We start from the raw sequence: 18731 nt of genomic DNA on the forward strand, positions 1-18731 counted from the left end.
AAATAAGAATAATATGCAAGCAAGAATATATAGCACAAAGCAAGAGGTTGCAGAAAAGTTCTCTGCCTTTTTCAAAGATGAAGCAAAAAATCAAGATGCTTTTCATGTAGCACTTTCTGGAGGCAGCACGCCTAAAATTGTTTTTGATTATTTAGCATCCCATTTTGGAACGGATATAGATTGGTCTAAGGTGTTCTTTTATTGGGGAGATGAACGCTGTGTGCAACCAACCGATGATGAGAGTAACTATAAAATGACTGTGCAACATTTGTTGTCTAAAATAGAGATTCCTGCAGGGAATATTTTTAGAATCCTTGGAGAGAATGATCCTAAAAAGGAAGCAATACGTTACAGCGATGTTTTAGAAAAAAACGTGCCAAATGAAAATGGAGTGCCAAAATTTGATTTGGTAATTTTGGGAATGGGTGATGACGGACATACCGCTTCTGTTTTTCCACATGAAATAATGCTTTGGGATGCAGATGAGAATTGTGTAGTAGCTATTCATCCAGAATCTGGACAAAGGCGTGTCTCTATTACCGGTAAGATTATCAATAATGCCGCAACAGTCGCTTTTTTAGTAACCGGAAGTAGCAAAGCAGAGAAAGTAGAAGAAATTATACGCCCAAAAGCAGATACCACCATATATCCTGCGACATTGGTAAAACCAAGTTCTAATAAACTAATTTGGTTTTTAGATGAGGATGCCGCAAAGGGACTTTAATTTATCGTCCTAGATCTATTTCAAATAAACAAGCAGGTTGGTCCTGATAATGATCAGGGAGCATATCTGTATTTTTCAAATCGAACATTCCTAAAAAGTCGAATCCGGCCTTTTGGTAATGTTTGATTAGTTTGGTATTATTCCCTAAAGTATCTAAACGTATAAACCGTTTTTCTATAGATTGTGCATAGGTTTTTGCCCATGTTACAATAGTGTTCATATAATTATTACCTCTAAACTTAGGATTGGTAGCAATCCTGTGAATGTAGATAGATGTAGAATTATCTCGTTCCTCCCATATTTGAGCATCACTAAAGGTAATAGCCCAAAGACAAGCTACTTCATCATCAATTATCAATTTCCATTGTCTTTTTTCTGCTATTTCGGTCTCGACCAAGGCTCTTTTAAAATCTGGCCACACAACCACTTTCTTTTTTTTCTTTTTGATAGTCAGAGGTTATTTTATAGAGTCTAAAAATTTCGTCAATATCGTGAATAGAACTAGTAGTTATTTGCATAATTCCTATAGTTTATTTTCAAAAAGTCTGTCTCAATAAGCATTCATACCTTCTTCACTGTCTGTGTAGCCTGGATTTCTTTAGAACGTTTTAGGCAAGAATTTAGCACAAACTATAAATGAGTTCTTCATAGCTTTTTCTGGGAAAATGCTGAGCATCACTTAAAATTGCTTCAATGAGCAACGAAATACCGTTCTTACTTTAAATTTAATTTGACATTCTCACCGTCTAAATGTGCGATATAGTCTTCCACTTTAAAGTTAGAAGAGTCAAAACGACTTGTTCTAGAAGAGGCTTCAGATTTTCTTTGGATACTTCTTGCAAACCTACGAACATCTTCAATAGAATCTACCACCAAACCAGGAACAGGAATACTTTTGCCTTCAAGGTCTTTGGCCACCATTGTAAAATAAGAAGAGTTACAGTGCTTCTTTTTTCCAGATCTAATGTTTTCAGACTCCACACGCACGCCCACCACCATAGAGGTTCTTCCGGTATAGTTTATAGAGGCTTTTAAAGTCACCAGTTCACCTACTTCAATAGGGTTAAGGAAATCTACTTTATTTACAGAAGCTGTCACACAATAGCTTCTAGAGTGTTTAGAGGCACATGCAAAAGCAATCTGATCCATTAAGTTTAATATATACCCTCCGTGAACTTTACCACCAAAATTAGAGTGCGCAGGCAGCATTAATTCTGTGATAGATATTCTAGATTCTTTAGATGACTTGTATTCTTTCATAATTAATTGCGGTAACCGGGTGATTTTTCCTTTTGTACTTTGGTGATGAAATACTTAGAATCTCCTAACCAAAAGAACGTTCTATAGCGCTCTACATAATCTAGTTTTACGTATTGGCCTTGATAATCTTTTAATTGCTGAATGACTTCTTTGTCTTTATCTAAAACAGAAAATTGAAAAATTTGAGCGCCAGAGATTCCTTGGCTTATTTCTCCTTCCCATGTTTTTATAGCAACTCCTTTATGGCTTATTTTAATAAGTTCTCCAGAGCGTATTCCTTCACTGTAGGGCACAAAATATACAAAAGCATAGTAGGCTCCAAATATTGCTATTATTGCAACAATTATTAATCCAATTATTTTTTTCATTCTTATTATTTGTTAGTTGCGTCCTAAAGCTTACCATTATTGGTATTTGTTTTAGGCTAATTCGTTGTTTTTTGCTTTTGTAAAGGTAAGTTACAAATTTAGATTAGGTATTTCTTTGGTGTCTTCTTCATCATCAGAATCATCATTGGCTCTTTTTAGTAAAGAATCAGGAATAGATTTCTTTGCTTTAGCGCCCATTTTCTTTAGCTTCTGAATAGTGGTCACAATGTTACCGCGGCCATCTACTAGTTTGTTCATAGCACCCCGATATTCTACCTTAGCTTCGTCCATTTTTTTGCCCACTTTCATTAAGTCGCTCACAAAACCTTCAAACTTATCATATAGCGCCCCAGCTTGTCTGGCAATCTCCAGTGCATTGCGTTGTTGCTTTTCATTATTCCACATACTATCAATAGTACGTAGCGTAGCCAATAGGGTAGAGGGGGTAACGATAATAATATTTTGTTCAAATGCTTTATTGTATAGCGTGCTGTCATTGTTAATAGCGACTGCAAATGCAGGTTCAATTGGCACAAAAAGAAGCACAAAATCTGGACTTTCCATTTCGTACAGATCTTCGTATTTCTTAGCAGATAGTTGGTCTACATGGCGGCGAAGAGAATTGATATGATCTTTTAAGAATTTATCTTTCAATTCGTCTTCCGCATTTACATAACGCTCATAATCTGTTAAAGAAACTTTAGAATCTACAATCATTTTCTTACCGTCGGGCAGATTAATAATCACGTCTGGTAATACTCGGGAACCATCTTCTCTAGTGAAACTTTGTTGTACAGAATACTCTCTGTCTTTTTCTAATCCAGACTTTTCTAAAACACGTTCTAGGACCAATTCTCCCCAATTTCCTTGCATTTTACTATCGCCTTTTAATGCTTTAGTTAAATTTTCGGCCTCTTGGGTAATCTTTAAATTTTGTAATTGTAAGGTTGCCAGTTGTTCTTTTAATGCAGAATGCATACCTACACTTTCTTTTTGGCTGTCATCTACCTTTTTCTCAAATAAGAGTATTTTTTCTTGCAGCGGATTTAAAATGTTTTTAATATTCTCTTTATTCTGTTCCGTGAATTTACTGCTCTTTTCATCTAGGATTTTATTGGCAAGATTTTCAAATTCTTTGGTGAATTTTTCTTGGAGTTTTTCTACTTCTTCTTTTTGCTCTGTATTTTTAAGCTGAAGATTCTCTAGATCTGCTTGGTATCTTGTAATTTGATTTCCTAAAAGTTCTTTTTCATTCCGAAGTTCGTTCTTATCTAATTCTGCTAAGGAGCGTATTTCTGCTATAGTCTCTTCTGCTTGAGAAAGTTTTTGCTCTAAAGAAGTATTGTTGATACGTAACTGCTCCTCACGAGCTATCAAAGCACTTTGTGATGAAGTGGTCTTAAGCTTTTGGATATAATTTCCTAAAAAAAAACCTATCCCAATACCTACACTAGCAATAAGGAAATAGATGATGTACTCGTTCATTTGTATTTTAATTAGCAAAAAAGTAAAGATACTAGATTGGCTAGAATATAAATACAGCTTAAAACTATTTTGTTTTAAACTTATGAACCCGTAATAGCGAGTATTTATAGATCTTAAATTTACACCATTGCACCATTTGCGCCTATTACTTGGCCAGAGATCCATTTAGAATCATCACTGGCTAAAAACAACACGATTTTAGCAATATCTATAGGGTCTGCTAACCTGCCAAAAGCATTCATACCTTTAAGCTTCGTTATAAACTCTTCAGATTTCCCTTCTAAAAATAGTTCCGTATTGGTAGGTCCTGGAGCAATAGCATTAACAGAAATGCCTCTTCCTACTTCCTTAGAAAACACACGCGTCATCTGTTCTACCGCAGCTTTAGTAGCAGAGTAAATACCATAACTTGGAAGCATCAATTTTGTAGTGCTCGAAGAAAAATTAATGATAATACCATTATCTGCTAGCTTTGCAGATGCTTCTTGCATGGTATTGAAAACACCACGCACATTTACATCAAATTGTGACGTAAAATCATCTTGACTATAATCTTTAAAAGGCTTATTCTTCATAATGCCAGCATTATTAATCAACACATCAACTTGGCCAAATGCCGCAATGGTCTCCTCGAATAAGCGAATTACGTCTTCTTTCTTGCTCACATCTGCTTGTACAGCAATTGCGGTACCTCCATTTTTAAGTATAGTGGCACTAGTTTCTTCCGCTTCGTCTTTACTATTGGTATAGTTCACGACAACCTTGGCGCCATTATCTGCTAAGAGTAATGCTATTTCTTTTCCAATACCTCTAGAGGATCCGGTAATAATGATGGATTTGTTTGCTACTTTCATGCGTGTGGTTTTGAAATTTAAAATTAAAGAATAAAAAGCAGGTGTACTTTTAAATTAACGTTAAAAAAGACTGGTAAAAAGGTGTTACACTATTTTAAAACTCCCTAGAATAGGATCAAACTGTATGGTATTTGCTGGGAATAATTTTTCAAAATACTTTCCTTGAATTAAAGCCTCTGGCGTGTCAAAATAACTTTCTTCCTTACGGAGTAAAAGCATTTTATCGCTTAGTTGTAGCGCAACCTCAATTTCATGGGTAGTAAACAGAATGGTCTTTTGCGTATGGTGTGCTATGGTTTTGAGTAATTTTAAAATTTGAACTTTATGGTACAAATCTAAATGTGATGTGGGTTCATCTAACAAGATAATAGGAGTGTCTTGTGCTAATGCACGTGCAATCATTACCCGTTGTAATTGGCCATCACTTAGTTCATAGCATTTTTTGTGTTGTAATGCTTCAATTTCTACGAGTTGAATAGCTTCTTTAGTCTTTGCTTTGTCTACTTCTGTGAGCGTACCGAGCCAATTGGTATAAGGCTGCCTACCTAAAGCAATTAACTCAGCTATGGTAAGGTTTTTAGAAGCTATGGCTTCTGTTAGTACAAGACTTATTTTAGTCGCTAATTCTAATGGCGTGTAGTTTTGGAGTGCTTTATCTTCAATGGCTATAGCTCCTGAAATCGATTTTTGGACGGCGCCAAGCGTACGAAGTAAGGTAGATTTGCCTATGCCATTAACACCAACAATAGCAGCTAGTTCTCCTTTATTTAAAGCAAAGGAGATGTCCTGAGCAATAATTATATCCTGCTTTTTACGCTGGTAACCAATACTAAGATTGGCAATTTCTAGGGCGATATGTTTTTCGTTTTCTAGGATGATTTTTATTCTTTAGTCAGCGTTTGTCTAAATATCTCTCTGATTTTCATTTCAAAATAGAATGTTTTACGAATAGCATCATCATTCCAATCTAAATTTTCTAAAACAATAATACTAGTTTTATACTCAGGATAGTATAAATTCATATAAATATATCCAGGAGCGTATCCGGTATGTCCAATTTCTTTAAGCTGGTTTTCATCAGAAACTCTTATGCCATATGCATACCCTATTGGCCCAAAAAGAGAATGGTTTTGAGTGGCACTCGGAGTAATCAGTAATTGATAGCTTTCTTTTTGTAGTAATTTCTGTTGGTGCAAAGCGGTATTCCATTTTAATAAATCACTAGTACTTGCTATTAAATAGCCCGCCGGAATATATGCGGTGGTAAAATCGGTTGTACTTGTGATGTAGCTATTGTTCTTATTTTTTATTTTTCCTTCAACAAGATTAGGCTGTTTAGTGGTTAAGCTTGTTAGATGGTTTGCAATACCGCATAATGTAAATAAATTGGAAGCCAACTGTACATAAGTACTATTGTAACGTTGTTCCAAAATCTCACCTAGAAGTTGATATCCGATATTAGAATAAGAAAAATCTGTTCCGGGAGCAAAAGCTAAATCTTTTTGTAGATCTATAATACCGTGTGTATGATTTAAAAGTTGATGAATTGTAATGGTATTCTTCCATTCCGTTTTTAGATTAGGAAGGTATTTTGAAATTGGGTCGTTTAATTTTAATCTTTCTTCCTCTACGGCTCGTAGAATGAGCACTGCAGTAATTTGCTTGCTAAGGGAGCCAATAATGAATTTATCTGTTTGCGTAAACTCCGTTATATCTTTAGAAAAGCCTATAGACTTCTTATAAAAGATAGCATCATTAACGGCTAGGATTATTTGTCCGTTAAAAGGCCTGGGGTGATTTGTTTGCAAAAGGGAGTCTACAACATCACTTATGCCTTGAAAGTTAGTAGATTGACTAAAGCTCACGCTATAGCTAGCGGTAAAACTAAATACGATAATGATTTTATGGAGTAGCTTTAGTTTCATCTTTCGGAATTAAAAAATCATTTTTCGTTTTCGAACCAATAGCCATACAACCACAGGAGCACCTACTAAGCTGGTGATGGCATTGATGGGTAAAACGCTTGTCGATAAGGGCAGTTGTGCAATACTATCACATAGCAACATTAAAATAGCGCCATATACAAGAACTGCTGGTACTAATATTTTATGATCTGTGGTATTAAATATTTGTCGCGTTAAATGGGGAACTGCTAAACCAATAAAAGCAATGGGGCCAGCAAAAGCTGTAATACCACCAGCCAATAATCCTGTAGCAATAATAATAATGAATCTAGATTTTTTTAAACTTACTCCGAGACTCCGAGCGTAATTTTCACCTAATAAAAAGGCATTCAAAGATTTTATAGAAAAGATACTTAAGAGCACTCCTATACTGGTTATCCCAGCTAGTAATCCTAATTGCGGCCATGATAAATCTCCTAAACTTCCAAAACTCCAATAGATGTATTGCTGTAATTGTTCTGAAGTTGTGAAATAGGAGAGTACGCTAACTAAGGCGCCGGTTATACTCCCAAACATAAGCCCTATGATAAGTAGAGACATGGTATCTTTTACTTTCATGGCAACAGACAGAACAGCGAGTAATACAAGAAAGCTACCTAAACTAGAAGCAATGGCTAATGAAGCATCATTAAAAAGCGATACACTGAACACTGAGGAAAATAATCCAGCACCCATAATTAATAAGGCAGCTCCTAAACTAGCACCAGAACTGATTCCTAAAACAAAAGGCCCAGCTAGTGGGTTTCTGAAAAGCGTTTGCATTAACAAACCACTTAAAGACAATCCGCCACCAACAAGTATTGCTGTAATTGCTTTAGGGACTCTATAGTTCCAAATAATGTAATGCCATGATTCCTTTACTTCAGCACCACTTAAAAGGGTGTTAAAGGTGCTTTTTAGGGGGATGTGAACAGAACCTAAACTAATATTTATTAAAAAAAAGACACACAGCAGTAGTACTAAACATAAAAAATAAAAGGAGTACTTTTTGGTAGAATGCACTTAATCTATAGGTTTGAAAAAAGTTGGTGAATACTCAGGTATTAGCTCAGGGTGAAATATATGAATTAAATCTTTAAGCACTAAATCGGGTCTATTAGGAGCCAATTCGTAATACAAAAGTCCGCCAGTCTCCCCAATTGTACTCGCAAAAGAGTACACTTCTTTCTTCTTAAAAGCATCAAACTGTTGATAATGCAGACTGTTTTCTGTCATATCCTTATAGGTTGTAAACTGAGAGGGAGAAATCCAGAAATCCGCTTTTTTTCCTTTTTCTAAAACACTTTCCCAACTCAACGATAAACTACCTGCATCATCTGTATCTTTAAAAATATAAGAGGCATTGGCATCTTCAATAAATTTTGAAGCCCAACTTTTTCCTCCGGGTAAATACCAAACATCATTATAAATAGCACCACTTAATACGGTAGGTTTATTTGTAGCTTTTGTCGCCAATTCTTTTGCGGCTAAATAATTGTTTGTAATGTCTTGAAAAATAGCATCTGCTTCCTTTTCGAGTCCGTAAAAAGGTGCAAAAAATTTAATCCATTCTGCTTTTCCTAAGGGTGTTTCTTCTGTCCAATCACCATTGTACACTACAGGAATATTTGCACGCTGAATGGTTTCGTACATTTTATTTTCATTATGAATGCTAAAGCCTACCACCAAATTTGGCTGTAATGCTAAAAGTAATTCGGTATTTATGGTTTCATTCTGCCCTAATTCTTTGACTTTCCCTTCAGAAATTAATTTTCTTGTTTTTTGTGATGAGATATATTTGGTGTCAGGGAAACCAACCAAAGTGTGCTCTACACCCAAGGCTTCTAAAACTGGAATGTGCGTGGTAGAGGTAACTACCACATTGGTAATAGGAACAGTGACAATAGCATCGTACTCATCACGATTTAAAGTCATAGAAGCTGCCTTTTCTTTTGGGATTAGTGCGTAGGTGAAAACAGCTTCTGCATTTGGCCAAGGCGATGTAATTTTAATAATGGTAACACCGCTGGGTTGTTTTTCTACAGAAAACCCTTTGGCATATAATATGTCAGTACTTGGAATAATTTTTTCTACAAAATCAGGTGTTTTCTTGGTTTCCTCCTTGCAGGAGAGGAATACTATCGTGATAAGCAGAAAAAAGTATTTCATTTATTTTAGGGATATATTTTTTTTGCAAGGTAGCAAAAGTCATATTTTTTATGGTTTTAAGGGCTTAAATTTATGAAAATTTAAACATGAGAGGTAATTCTAATTTAACATTATATATTGTTGCAGGTATAATTATACTTCATTTTGTGGTTGGTTTTATTTGGTTGATGATCAAGATGAATAAAAAAAATAACGATGATAAGTGATTTCTTTTCTACTTAAAGCAATATCTTCGTGCCGAATTTTGGTTTAGATAAACGCATAGGGTTTATTTGATTAAAAGGGAATCTAGTGTAATTCTAGAGCTGTTCCCGCAACTGTAAGTTATGCCGAATCGGCACTGATATTTATATCGGTTCGTAATAGGTGGCTATCATATCTTCAAAATACCACTGAGTAAAGACTTGGGAAGGTGATTGATAGTACACAAGTCAGGAGACCTGCCAAATTCAAAACAATAATGTTAAACTTTCGGGATAAAGGTTTACGTATGGGTACAGACATACTATTCTCCCGTTTATTCGATTTTTTACGAAATGAACAAACAATTTTTAAGTTTATGTGCTATTGCTTTAGCATATACAAGTGTAGCTGCTCAAGATGAGCCAAATGAATCTATGAAACTTCAAAAATTAGATGAAGTTGTTATTAGTGACTCACGATTTGAATTAAAACGTGAAAATTCTGGAAAAACTGTAATTAAAATAACGGCGGAAGAACTACTTCAAAACCAAGGTAAGACAGTAGTAGAAATTATTAATACTAAAAGTGGTATTGAAATTAATGGAAGTAGAGGTAGAGATGGTGCGGTTCTTGGAGTTTCTGCAAGAGGTGGACGCGGTAAGCAAGTTTTAATTGTGATAGATGGCGTTCGTGTTTCAAATCCTTCTTCACCATCTTCAGAGTATGATTTAAGATTATTAGCAACGGCAAATATTGAATCTATTGAAATTATTAAAGGAGCAGCAAGTACGCTTTACGGTACAAATGCAGCTACTGCAGTAATAAATATAACGACTAAGAAAGCATCAAATGAAGCGATCTCTGGAAATTTTCAAACAAGTCTAGAAACGCAACAAACAAAAGACGATCAAAATTATAACTTGTCAAGGTTTTCAAACAGTGCGCAAGTTAGCGGAACTTTAAATAAGTTTGATTATTCAGTAGGTTTTTCAAATAGATATTCAGACGGACTTTCTGCTTTTGTAAGCTCTGCTGATGAAAAAGATTTCTATTCAGATTATAGTACTGATGTAAAAATTGGATACAAATTTTCAGAAAGCTTTAAAGTTCAAGTGTATGGAAATCAGACTAAAATAAAAACAGCATATGACGAAAGCTTTGGAACTGTTGCAAATCCTTTATATGAGAGTAAGCAAGAAAGAGTTGGTTTAGCCTCTGTGTTTTCTTATAATGAAAATGGTTCTATAAATATGAACGCCGCGTATTCAAATTATGATGCAGAAGATATGGGGTCTTACCCAGGAGCTTTTAAAGGAGATAATTATACTGTTGATGTTTACAACAAATATAATTTTAATGATAAGTTTTATACCATTTTAGGAGTAAACTATATTCAAGACGAATCAGAGTTTTCAGAACTTAAAAAAATAACCATTACGGATCCTTATGCTAACATCGTGTATGTTTCTCCTTTTGGATTAAATGTAAACGCAGGTGCTCGTTTTAATAATAATTCTGAATATGGTTCTCATGTGGTCTATAATATAAACCCATCGTACAGTTATAAATTAGATAATGGCTATGTTAAAGTCTTATCGTCTTATGCAACATCGTACATTACACCATCACTTAGTCAATTATTTGGTTTTTTTGGAGCTAATCCAGAGCTAAATCCTGAAGAGAATTCTACTATTGAAGGAGGTTTAGAATATGCAAATGATAAATTAAGGCTTAGTGCGCTATACTTTAATAGAGATGAAAATGAAACAATTGTTTACGGAAGTGAAGGATATGAAAATATAGATGGCTTTATTAAAGCGCAAGGTGTTGAGGTCGAATTAGATTGGAGCTTATGTGAAAATTTAACTTGGAATGCTAATTATACCTTTACAGAACGTAAAGGAGATAACGCAATACGTATCCCTAAGCATAAAGTGAACACATCATTTAATTATCAACTTTCTGATGCCACTTTTGCGTCGTTAAGTTATGCGTATACAGGAGACCGTTTAGATACAGATTTTAGTACTTTTTCTGACGTTAGTTTGGATTCGTTTTCACTGGTGAATTTATATGTAAGTCACCAACTCATCAATAATAAATTGAGAGTTTTTATAAATGCTCAAAACTTACTTAATGAAGAATTTGTTGAAACGGTAGGATATACTACGTTGGGTAGAAACTTTAGTTTAGGACTTAATTTGAATTTGTAGGGTTTTCAAATTTTTAATTGAAAAGGGTCAACAATACTGTTGACCCTTTTCTGTTTACAATTAAGATGAAAAAATTTCGTTATATTAAGGACCTTAGCGTATGCTAGAATCAACCTATATCAAGACCTTATGCAAGCTATAAAGCATCCATTGATCCGTAAAGCTTTTATGTTAGTGCTTTTAGTAGGCCTATGCATTTCGTGTACTAAGGAAGTAAGGTTATTTACGGAGGTAGAATTTGAATTGATCACCTCTAATACCAATCAAGGATATCTAAACGGACTACTGACCACCACTATAGAAGTTATTCCGGAAGAGGTTTTAGAAGAGATAAGCTATGGATTTACGTATAGTATTAATAATGGCGAAGGATATTTTGTAGATGCGAACGGAGTTTTACTAGCTCCTAATTCTAAAATCACCTTGAATCCACTCGCCACAAGCCTATCTTATATAGGAACAAGTGTGGGCGACCATGAAGTGAAAATTATAGCATCCGATAATTTTGGGATGGAAAAAGAGGAAACCTTACTGTATACTATTGATGAGGTTTCTGTCATATGGACTGCTGCAAGCACGGCTACACAGGTAGAACTTGGAAAAACAGTAGCTATTGTTGTCAATTTTGAAATAGACGATACAGAAAGCGGGATTAGCTTTGTACGAAATTACCAGCTAGGGGCTGACCAAGGAGAATTAAAAGAGAACGATACGGAAACTAATGTTGTTTTAAACGAGGATGTTCAAATTACTCCAGGGACGTATACGCTAAATTTCACACCGAGTACTTTAGGGGTAGTACCCATAAATTTTGTTTTAACAGACAGTAACAATCAAGAACGTAATGTTATACTAAGCTTTGAGGTAGTTGAAGATATTATTGATACTATGGCTCCGGAGCTTACCATTTTAGGCGATAATCCTTTTGATGTATTTCTGGGAGATACCTATCAAGATGCGGGTGCAACGGCGCTAGATGATATTGATGGGGATATAAGTTCTGAGATAGTGGTTGATGACACTCAAGTTGATACTACAGTAGAAGGTATGTATGAAGTAGTGTATACGGTTTCTGATGATGATGGAAATACTGCCACGGCTTCTCGTATGGTAAATGTTGTTCGTGATGTTAATGGTAATATGCCTCCAACGGCGAATGACATTACTAGAACTAGTACTAATACAGTAGCATCTATTTTTTCTGTTTTGGAGGCTACTAGTGATCCTGAATCAGATCCAATTACTATAGTACGTATAGGGAGTGTTGTTCCAACGGAAGCGGGTACGGCTTCTTTTACAGGGGCAACAATTAGTTTTAGTCCTGCTCCAGGTTATGTAGGCACTGCAGAATTTACCTATACCATAAATGATGGTAGGATGTGGAATGAAGCAACAGGAACTGTAGTGCTAACAATAACCCAAGGAAATAGACCCCCAGTGGCAGTAGCAGAATTGTTAACAGATTATGATCCTACAACCTTAACGAGAAGCTTTAGTGGTGTTGGCTCGTCTGATCCTGACGGTGATACGCTAACCTACCAGTGGAATTTTAGAGATTTTGCAAATCCAATTTCAGGAGCTTTCGGCGACAATACATCATGGCCTTTCACTTCTGCAGGTACCTATCAAGTAACTTTAACGGTATTTGACGGTAATGGACTTCAAGATTCAGATACCATAGAGGTGGTCGTAGATGAGGCTTCTAACATCATTTTTTCTGATGGGAAGATTGCACAATCTATTTATGTTCAGGAATTTGGAGGTATTCAAACACAAGGTACTGTTACAGTTGTTAATAACCCTTCCAGTTTTATAATTAGAGCTAGTGGATTGCAAGCTACTACATACTTCATAATTGATGGTGTAGAATATTCTGTTAGTTCTTCTACTCTGGGATTTGGCGATAATAGCCAAGAAACTTTTATAACACCTATTTTCCCATTAGGAACTTATACTTATGAATTGAGAGTTTTCAATAGTGCATCAGGTGTGGGTGGAGACGCAAGTGGCGGCGTTGGAGAGAATAACTAAAAATTTTAGAGAATTAGACTTCAATAAAAAACGGTTTGAATCGTGATTCAAACCGTTTACATATTTCTATTTTCAATGAAAATTAGTTAAAATCTCGGATCAAAACCATGTCATTATATTTTTTCAACCTTAATGAACTGCCAACAAATTCCGTTTTCATACTTTCAGGGACAACACTTTTTAAGCTCTTACTCGTAACTCCAGTAATATCTTCTATTGCTTTGGCTAATAAAGGCTCTTCTAGATCACCTAATTGTCCTAGGTTACCTAAGGTTTCATTTATAGCGATATCAGGTTCTAGACCAGATGCAAAATCATTAAATCCATCTGCATTTGCATACGTACCACATATAGGTTGTAATGCATATTTGTGATTAGGATTTACGCCATCTAAACCAACACTCTGAGAGTAATACGCATACGGAGGATAACCATTGGATGTTTGTGCTGTGTTATCTAAGAGTGTTATAGAAAATTCATTTTTACCAACGGTTGTTTCACCTACCTGAACTACGGTGATGTATGGCTTTAAATTATTAATTAGCAATTCACTAGCAGAAGCGGTATCACCAGTAGTGATAACATATACCTTTGTTAGACCCAAACTCGTTAATGGAGTATTTTCATAATCAGATTCAAAAGGATCTGTAGATCCGAAATTTCCATTTCTTTTTGAATTATAGATGTATTCAATAAAGGGTTGTCCTGCAAATTGGCCTGTAATTCTTGCGGCTATTCTATTAGCTACTCCTGTAGAGCCTCCAGGATTATATCTAAGATCGATAACTAATTCCGTAGCGCCTTCCGTTTTTATTTTAGCAAACGCATCATCAATAATATCTTCATTATCTCTAGTAAAACCGTTATACATTATATAGCCAATTTTTGTAGCATTCACTTCTAGAGTTTTTGCAATCAAAATAGGGTTTTCTGTTATTTCTAAGCGATTCACTTCTATATTTACATCATTGGGTGTAAATAGTTCTTCTTCTATAGTTCCAAAGTTTAAAGTAAATGTACTAGCACTTAGTAAATCTAAATTACTTGAAGTTATAAATCCATCAGCATCCGTATCTGCGAATAATTCGGTACCATTAACGGCGTAAAAAATATCACCTCTTTTAATACCTTTAGTTGCAGCATCAGAATTAGCCCAAACATAGCGAACTACTCCTAATACTCCATTTCCACTATCAGAAGGCAGCCTTGTTAATGTAAATTCAATCCCTGTAGTGGTTGAAGTACCTCCTAAAGCGCTAATTAAATTATCATAGTCATCTGAAATAAAGCTAAATCTATCTTGTGGTACTTTTACAGCATTATATAAATCTTCCGGAGCACCGTATCCATTTAAAAAACTATAAAATTCATCTATCGTGGCAAATCTATCGTCAGCTAAATTTGCTTGTTCCGGTTGCCAATAGTACCAATAGTTCATCGCCTTCCAAACAAAATCATTCACTTCACTATTTAATTCTATAGTAACTATTTCTGAAGGTTCATCATCTTTATCAGAACAGGAAACAGCAAATAGGCCTAGGCCTAAAAACAAAAGGAGAAACTTTTTCATATTTTTTTTCTTTAAATATAACACTAATTATACCAAAGTATATCCTACATTATGCCTCTTGCAGTCCTATAAAAGCCGTTTGTATCTTAATATTATGGCACTAAAATAAACACATCTAAAAAATAAAAGAAATTATTTGTAACAAAATTCGTTATACTTCGTCTTCCTAGTATAAACCACTTAATACTGGTTTACAACAACCCAACCACAATGAAACAGGTAGAATTTTTAAATGTTGTGATGCCTTTTAAAGACAAACTCTTTCGGTTAGCCAAAAGATTGTTGGTTTCCACAGAGGAAGCAGAGGATGCAACTCAAGAAATATTACTGAAGTTATGGACAAAAAATTCTGCTATTGAAGAATATAAAAACGTAGAAGCTTTTGCCATGACCATGACTAAGAATTTTTGCTTAGACCGATTAAAGTCGAAGCAAGCAGGAAATTTGAAATTAGTTCACAGTAATTATACGGATGATAATACATCGTTACAGAAGCAAGTCGAAGCCAAGGATAGTATATCATGGGTAGAAAAAATTATGGAAGAGTTGCCAGAACAACAAAAACTGGTATTACAATTGCGAGATGTAGAAGAGTATGATTATGACGAAATAGCGAAAATGTTAGACATGCAGCCTACCGCAATACGGGTGGCCTTGTCAAGAGCTAGAAAAACAGTAAGAGAAAAATTAGTAGAAAAACACAGTTATGGAATTGGATAATATAAATAACATACTAGAAAAATACTTTAATGCAGAAACAACTATAGCAGAAGAGAAAGCATTGAAAGACTATTTTGTAAATGGGCCTATACATTCAGAGCATCAACAATATGCCCCGATGTTTACGCATCTTACAAATGCTAAAGAAGAAAAATTTACCAAACAAATACCTTTACAGCAAAAGAAATCAAAAGCCAAGTGGTTTTCGGCAGCAGCAGTAGCCATGCTATTATTGGGTTTGTATTTAGGTACTAATTATATGGAGCAACAACGTATAGAAAAAGAGCAAGCAGCATATGCCTACCAAGAAACAAAAAAAGCTTTGAATTTATTGGCACAAAACTTTAATAAAGGAAAAGAAAAGATAGCCTATTTAAAAGAGTTTGAACAAGCAAAACAAAAAATTTACAACAATAATTAAAAAAAAAATCATGAAAAAGTCCCTTATACTATTATTCCTAGCCGTTACCCCTTTTATAGGTTTTTCGCAGTCCTTATTTGATAAATACGAGGATTCTGATAATGTATCTGCTGTAATTGTGAACAAAAGCATGTTTAATCTTTTAAGTAAGATAGATGTAGAAGTAGATGATCCAGATGCTAAAGATTTTATGGATATCGCCAAGAGCGTAAGTAGTCTTAAAGTTTTTACCACAGAAGACAAAGCAGTAGGAGCAGATATGGCTGTAAACGTAGCGAAATATTTGAAATCTTCTTCAATGGAAGAGCTAATGCGTGTAAAAGATAAAGATGCAAACGTAAAATTTTATATCAAAGCAGGTAAAGATGATGACCACGTAAGTGAGTTACTTATGTTTGTTACCGGCGTAAAAAACATACAAGCAGGAGGTAGAAATGTAGAAACAGTACTGCTTTCTTTAACAGGAGATATCGATTTAAATAAAATTGGTTCCTTGACAAGTAAAATGAACTTACCGAAAGAACTAAATAATGCAGGTAAGAAAAATCAATAATTAATTAATCAATCAAAAATCATCAATCATGAAAACAATCAGTTTATTTTTAGTAATCGCAATTTTACCATTATTTGGATTTTCTCAATCTATCTTCGACAAATATGAAGATATGGATCGTGTGTCATCTGTAATCGTTAATAAAAGTATGATCAATTTTGTCAGTTCTCTTGGAATAGATGAGCATGATCAAGAAGCCAAAGATTTTATGGATATCGCTAAAGGAGTAAAGAGTTTAAAAGTCTTTATGACGGAAGATAAGACGGCATCTTTAGAAATGGGGTCTACCGTTAAAAAGTATTTAAAATCTTCTAAGATGGAAGAGTTGATGCGTGTAAAAGACGAAGATGTTAATGTGAAATTTTTTATTAGAGAAGGTAGAGATGCAGATCATGTAAAAGAGTTATTAATGTTTGTAACCGGTATAGGTAATGTCAAAACAGACCTAAACGGTAGAAATATAGAGACTGTTTTAGTGTCTATTACAGGAGATATTGATCTGAATAAAATTGGTGCTTTGACTAATAAAATGAATTTGCCGAAAGAATTAAATAAAGCAGGGAAAGCAAAATAATTCAATAATAAAAAACAGCATTTGGTGCGCCAAATGCTGTTTTCTTTAATTATAATAAAATGAAAAATGTAAAGTTTAGTCTCGTAATAGCATGGGTTCTGCTATTTTTTAGTTGTTCCTCCACACAAAGTCTGCAGGAGTATTATGTAGATAATGCAGAGAATCCGAATTTCCTATCTTTTGATTTACCAGCAAGCCTTTTGAATATAGACCAGGTAGAGCTAACTCCGGAGCAGAAGAAAGCATATACTTCTCTTAAAAAGTTGAATGTATTGGCTTTTAAAAAAACCTTAGAAAATGCAGCTGATTACGTAGCAGAGAAAGCAAAAGTAAAAGCTATTTTAAAAAATGATAAGTATCAAGAGTTAATGAAGTTGAATACCAGTTACGGTAAAGGTTCTATTAAATTTTTAGGAGATGATGATGCTATAGATGAGGTTATTATTTATGGTGATACCGATGATAAGGGGTTTGTTTTAGTGCGCGTTTTAGGCGATAATATGAACCCCGCTAACTTAATGCAATTAATAAAAGCGATGGAGAAATCTAATTTTGATGGCAAACAGTTAGAAGGTTTGCTAGGTGCCTTCAAATAGAAAATAATTAAAAAAAGGGGAGCCTCTTTGTCTAAAATATGTAGATGAAGAGGTTTTTTGATGCTAATGATAAATGTTTTAACGCTAATAGATATTTTTTTGACTGATTATCCGTAATTTGCCAGTAACTATTAACGAATTATTATTTAAACACTAATTACAATTATGGAAGAAAGTGCAGAAATTATTACCGAGACTGCAGGAACGGCTGACTTATGGATGGCTAAAGGAATTGATTTTGTAACAGATTATGGGCCAAAAATTTTAGGAGCCATAGCTATTTATTTAATTGGTTCATGGGTTATAAAGAAGCTTATTGGAGCGGTTAGAAAAGTATTGAATAAAGGAAACTACGACGAATCATTACAAAGCTTTTTGTTAAACCTTTTGTCATGGGGATTAAAAATCTTTTTAATCATTATGGTGATTTCAAAACTGGGTGTAGAAACGACAAGTTTTGCAGCCATTCTTGCGGCGGCTGGTTTAGCGGTAGGTTTAGCATTACAAGGATCACTCTCTAACTTTGCCGGTGGTGTTCTTATAATGATTTTTAAACCTTATAAAATCGGTGATTTAGTAGAGGCACAGGGGGTCTTAGGAAATGTAAAAGAAATTGAAATTTTTACCACTAAATTAATCACGCCTCAAAATAAATTGGCAATTGTACCTAATGGGGCAATGGCAAATGGTAATATCATTAACTATACCGCAGAAGGCAAAATGCGTGTAGATACCACTGTAGGTATAGGATATGGAGAAGATATGAAGAAAGCAAAAGAAGTGCTTTTAGAAATGCTTGTGGCAAACCCTTTGGTTTTAAAAGATCCTGCTCCTTCAGTAAATGTAGAAGCCTTAGCAGATAGCTCTGTGAATTTGGCGGTAAGACCTTACTGTAAGCCAGAAGATTACTGGGATGTATACTTTGCAACTATAGAAGGTTCTAAATTGGCTCTTGACAAAGCTAAGATTGAAATTCCTTACCCACACGAAGTTCAAATTAATAAGTAATTAAATACTTATAAGCATAAAAAAAGACCGCAATTTGCGGTCTTTTTAATTTTATAGTG

Annotated in this window: 19 protein-coding genes and 1 riboswitch; of the genes, 9 read left to right on the top strand and 10 right to left on the bottom strand. The window is 34.6% G+C overall.

Features of this window, described 5'->3' with window-relative positions; translation table 11 throughout:
- Positions 1-13 precede the first annotated feature (13 nt).
- Positions 14-724, top strand: a complete 711-nt coding sequence (pgl, locus tag BLQ19_RS17315; RefSeq protein WP_074539178.1) for a 6-phosphogluconolactonase — start codon at positions 14-16, stop codon at positions 722-724.
- Between the two features lies 1 nt (position 725).
- Here pgl and BLQ19_RS17320 read toward each other — a convergent pair whose 3' ends face one another.
- From BLQ19_RS17320 to BLQ19_RS17360, 9 genes are all read right to left on the bottom strand, one after another.
- Entirely contained in the window at positions 726-1145 is a 420-nt protein-coding gene (locus tag BLQ19_RS17320) for a GNAT family N-acetyltransferase (protein WP_437438135.1), read from the bottom strand.
- A gap of 293 nt (positions 1146-1438) precedes the next feature.
- Positions 1439-1984 carry an acyl-CoA thioesterase gene (locus BLQ19_RS17325; protein ID WP_024479839.1) on the bottom strand — a complete coding sequence of 182 codons (546 nt, stop codon included), beginning with the start codon at positions 1982-1984 and terminating at the stop codon, positions 1439-1441.
- Positions 1985-1986: 2 nt separating this feature from the next.
- Positions 1987-2352 (bottom strand): hypothetical protein, encoded by a 366-nt coding sequence (locus tag BLQ19_RS17330; protein WP_024479840.1) that lies wholly within the window; start codon positions 2350-2352, stop codon positions 1987-1989.
- A gap of 90 nt (positions 2353-2442) precedes the next feature.
- Positions 2443-3837 carry a DNA recombination protein RmuC gene (locus tag BLQ19_RS17335; RefSeq protein WP_074539179.1) on the bottom strand — a complete coding sequence of 465 codons (1395 nt, stop codon included), beginning with the start codon at positions 3835-3837 and terminating at the stop codon, positions 2443-2445.
- 119 nt (positions 3838-3956) lie between these two features.
- Positions 3957-4691 carry an SDR family oxidoreductase gene (locus tag BLQ19_RS17340; RefSeq protein ID WP_024479842.1) on the bottom strand — a complete coding sequence of 245 codons (735 nt, stop codon included), beginning with the start codon at positions 4689-4691 and terminating at the stop codon, positions 3957-3959.
- A gap of 84 nt (positions 4692-4775) precedes the next feature.
- Positions 4776-5576, bottom strand: a complete 801-nt coding sequence (locus BLQ19_RS17345; protein WP_367888706.1) for an ABC transporter ATP-binding protein — start codon at positions 5574-5576, stop codon at positions 4776-4778.
- The gene (locus BLQ19_RS17350) at positions 5573-6616 is read right to left on the bottom strand and encodes a serine hydrolase domain-containing protein (protein ID WP_074539181.1); all 1044 of its coding nucleotides are present in this window, start codon (positions 6614-6616) and stop codon (positions 5573-5575) included. The genes BLQ19_RS17345 and BLQ19_RS17350 overlap by 4 nt, the downstream gene beginning before the upstream one ends.
- A 9-nt stretch (positions 6617-6625) precedes the next feature.
- A complete protein-coding gene (locus tag BLQ19_RS17355) occupies positions 6626-7657 on the bottom strand; it encodes a FecCD family ABC transporter permease (RefSeq protein ID WP_074539182.1) in 1032 nt (343 codons plus the stop codon).
- Positions 7658-8803 (bottom strand): ABC transporter substrate-binding protein, encoded by a 1146-nt coding sequence (locus BLQ19_RS17360; RefSeq protein WP_074539183.1) that lies wholly within the window; start codon positions 8801-8803, stop codon positions 7658-7660.
- A gap of 228 nt (positions 8804-9031) precedes the next feature.
- Positions 9032-9265: riboswitch (cobalamin riboswitch) on the top strand.
- 74 nt (positions 9266-9339) lie between these two features.
- Here BLQ19_RS17360 and BLQ19_RS17365 point away from each other — a divergent pair.
- A complete protein-coding gene (locus BLQ19_RS17365) occupies positions 9340-11199 on the top strand; it encodes a TonB-dependent receptor plug domain-containing protein (protein WP_074539184.1) in 1860 nt (619 codons plus the stop codon).
- Between the two features lie 129 nt (positions 11200-11328).
- A complete protein-coding gene (locus BLQ19_RS17370) occupies positions 11329-13230 on the top strand; it encodes a DUF5011 domain-containing protein (protein ID WP_074539185.1) in 1902 nt (633 codons plus the stop codon).
- An 82-nt stretch (positions 13231-13312) separates the two neighbouring features.
- Here the strand turns inward: BLQ19_RS17370 and BLQ19_RS17375 are convergent, their stop codons facing one another.
- Positions 13313-14800: a GFO_1087 family putative carboxy terminal peptidase gene (locus BLQ19_RS17375; RefSeq protein ID WP_074539186.1), complete on the bottom strand. Its 1488-nt coding sequence runs from the start codon at positions 14798-14800 to the stop codon at positions 13313-13315.
- Between the two features lie 210 nt (positions 14801-15010).
- Here BLQ19_RS17375 and BLQ19_RS17380 point away from each other — a divergent pair, with 210 nt between their 5' ends.
- From BLQ19_RS17380 to BLQ19_RS17405, 6 genes are all read left to right on the top strand, one after another.
- Positions 15011-15520 (top strand): GFO_1088 family ECF-type sigma factor, encoded by a 510-nt coding sequence (locus tag BLQ19_RS17380; RefSeq protein ID WP_024479851.1) that lies wholly within the window; start codon positions 15011-15013, stop codon positions 15518-15520.
- Positions 15507-15941: a PG0215 family putative anti-sigma factor gene (locus BLQ19_RS17385; RefSeq protein ID WP_074539187.1), complete on the top strand. Its 435-nt coding sequence runs from the start codon at positions 15507-15509 to the stop codon at positions 15939-15941. The genes BLQ19_RS17380 and BLQ19_RS17385 overlap by 14 nt, the downstream gene beginning before the upstream one ends.
- Positions 15942-15951: 10 nt before the next feature.
- Entirely contained in the window at positions 15952-16494 is a 543-nt protein-coding gene (locus BLQ19_RS17390) for a GFO_1090 family protein (RefSeq protein ID WP_024479853.1), read from the top strand.
- 28 nt (positions 16495-16522) lie between these two features.
- Positions 16523-17068, top strand: a complete 546-nt coding sequence (locus BLQ19_RS17395) for a GFO_1090 family protein (RefSeq protein WP_034667229.1) — start codon at positions 16523-16525, stop codon at positions 17066-17068.
- 59 nt (positions 17069-17127) lie between these two features.
- Complete coding sequence (locus BLQ19_RS17400) at positions 17128-17664, top strand: GFO_1091 family lipoprotein (RefSeq protein ID WP_025614444.1); 537 nt, start codon at positions 17128-17130, stop codon at positions 17662-17664.
- Between the two features lie 165 nt (positions 17665-17829).
- Positions 17830-18672 carry a mechanosensitive ion channel family protein gene (locus BLQ19_RS17405; RefSeq protein WP_074539188.1) on the top strand — a complete coding sequence of 281 codons (843 nt, stop codon included), beginning with the start codon at positions 17830-17832 and terminating at the stop codon, positions 18670-18672.
- Positions 18673-18731: the final 59 nt, after the last annotated feature.

Source organism: Cellulophaga baltica (genome assembly GCF_900102165.1).
GTDB lineage: Bacteria > Bacteroidota > Bacteroidia > Flavobacteriales > Flavobacteriaceae > Cellulophaga > Cellulophaga baltica.

Coding starts and splice junctions, on each gene's coding strand:
- pgl (WP_074539178.1), top strand. CDS start 14: ATGCAAGCAAGAATATATAGCACAAAGCAAGAGGTTGCAGAAAAGTTC.
- BLQ19_RS17325 (WP_024479839.1), bottom strand. CDS start 1,984: ATGAAAGAATACAAGTCATCTAAAGAATCTAGAATATCTATCACAGAA.
- BLQ19_RS17330 (WP_024479840.1), bottom strand. CDS start 2,352: ATGAAAAAAATAATTGGATTAATAATTGTTGCAATAATAGCAATATTT.
- BLQ19_RS17335 (WP_074539179.1), bottom strand. CDS start 3,837: ATGAACGAGTACATCATCTATTTCCTTATTGCTAGTGTAGGTATTGGG.
- BLQ19_RS17340 (WP_024479842.1), bottom strand. CDS start 4,691: ATGAAAGTAGCAAACAAATCCATCATTATTACCGGATCCTCTAGAGGT.
- BLQ19_RS17350 (WP_074539181.1), bottom strand. CDS start 6,616: ATGAAACTAAAGCTACTCCATAAAATCATTATCGTATTTAGTTTTACC.
- BLQ19_RS17360 (WP_074539183.1), bottom strand. CDS start 8,803: ATGAAATACTTTTTTCTGCTTATCACGATAGTATTCCTCTCCTGCAAG.
- BLQ19_RS17365 (WP_074539184.1), top strand. CDS start 9,340: ATGAACAAACAATTTTTAAGTTTATGTGCTATTGCTTTAGCATATACA.
- BLQ19_RS17370 (WP_074539185.1), top strand. CDS start 11,329: ATGCAAGCTATAAAGCATCCATTGATCCGTAAAGCTTTTATGTTAGTG.
- BLQ19_RS17375 (WP_074539186.1), bottom strand. CDS start 14,800: ATGAAAAAGTTTCTCCTTTTGTTTTTAGGCCTAGGCCTATTTGCTGTT.
- BLQ19_RS17380 (WP_024479851.1), top strand. CDS start 15,011: ATGAAACAGGTAGAATTTTTAAATGTTGTGATGCCTTTTAAAGACAAA.
- BLQ19_RS17385 (WP_074539187.1), top strand. CDS start 15,507: ATGGAATTGGATAATATAAATAACATACTAGAAAAATACTTTAATGCA.
- BLQ19_RS17390 (WP_024479853.1), top strand. CDS start 15,952: ATGAAAAAGTCCCTTATACTATTATTCCTAGCCGTTACCCCTTTTATA.
- BLQ19_RS17395 (WP_034667229.1), top strand. CDS start 16,523: ATGAAAACAATCAGTTTATTTTTAGTAATCGCAATTTTACCATTATTT.
- BLQ19_RS17400 (WP_025614444.1), top strand. CDS start 17,128: ATGAAAAATGTAAAGTTTAGTCTCGTAATAGCATGGGTTCTGCTATTT.
- BLQ19_RS17405 (WP_074539188.1), top strand. CDS start 17,830: ATGGAAGAAAGTGCAGAAATTATTACCGAGACTGCAGGAACGGCTGAC.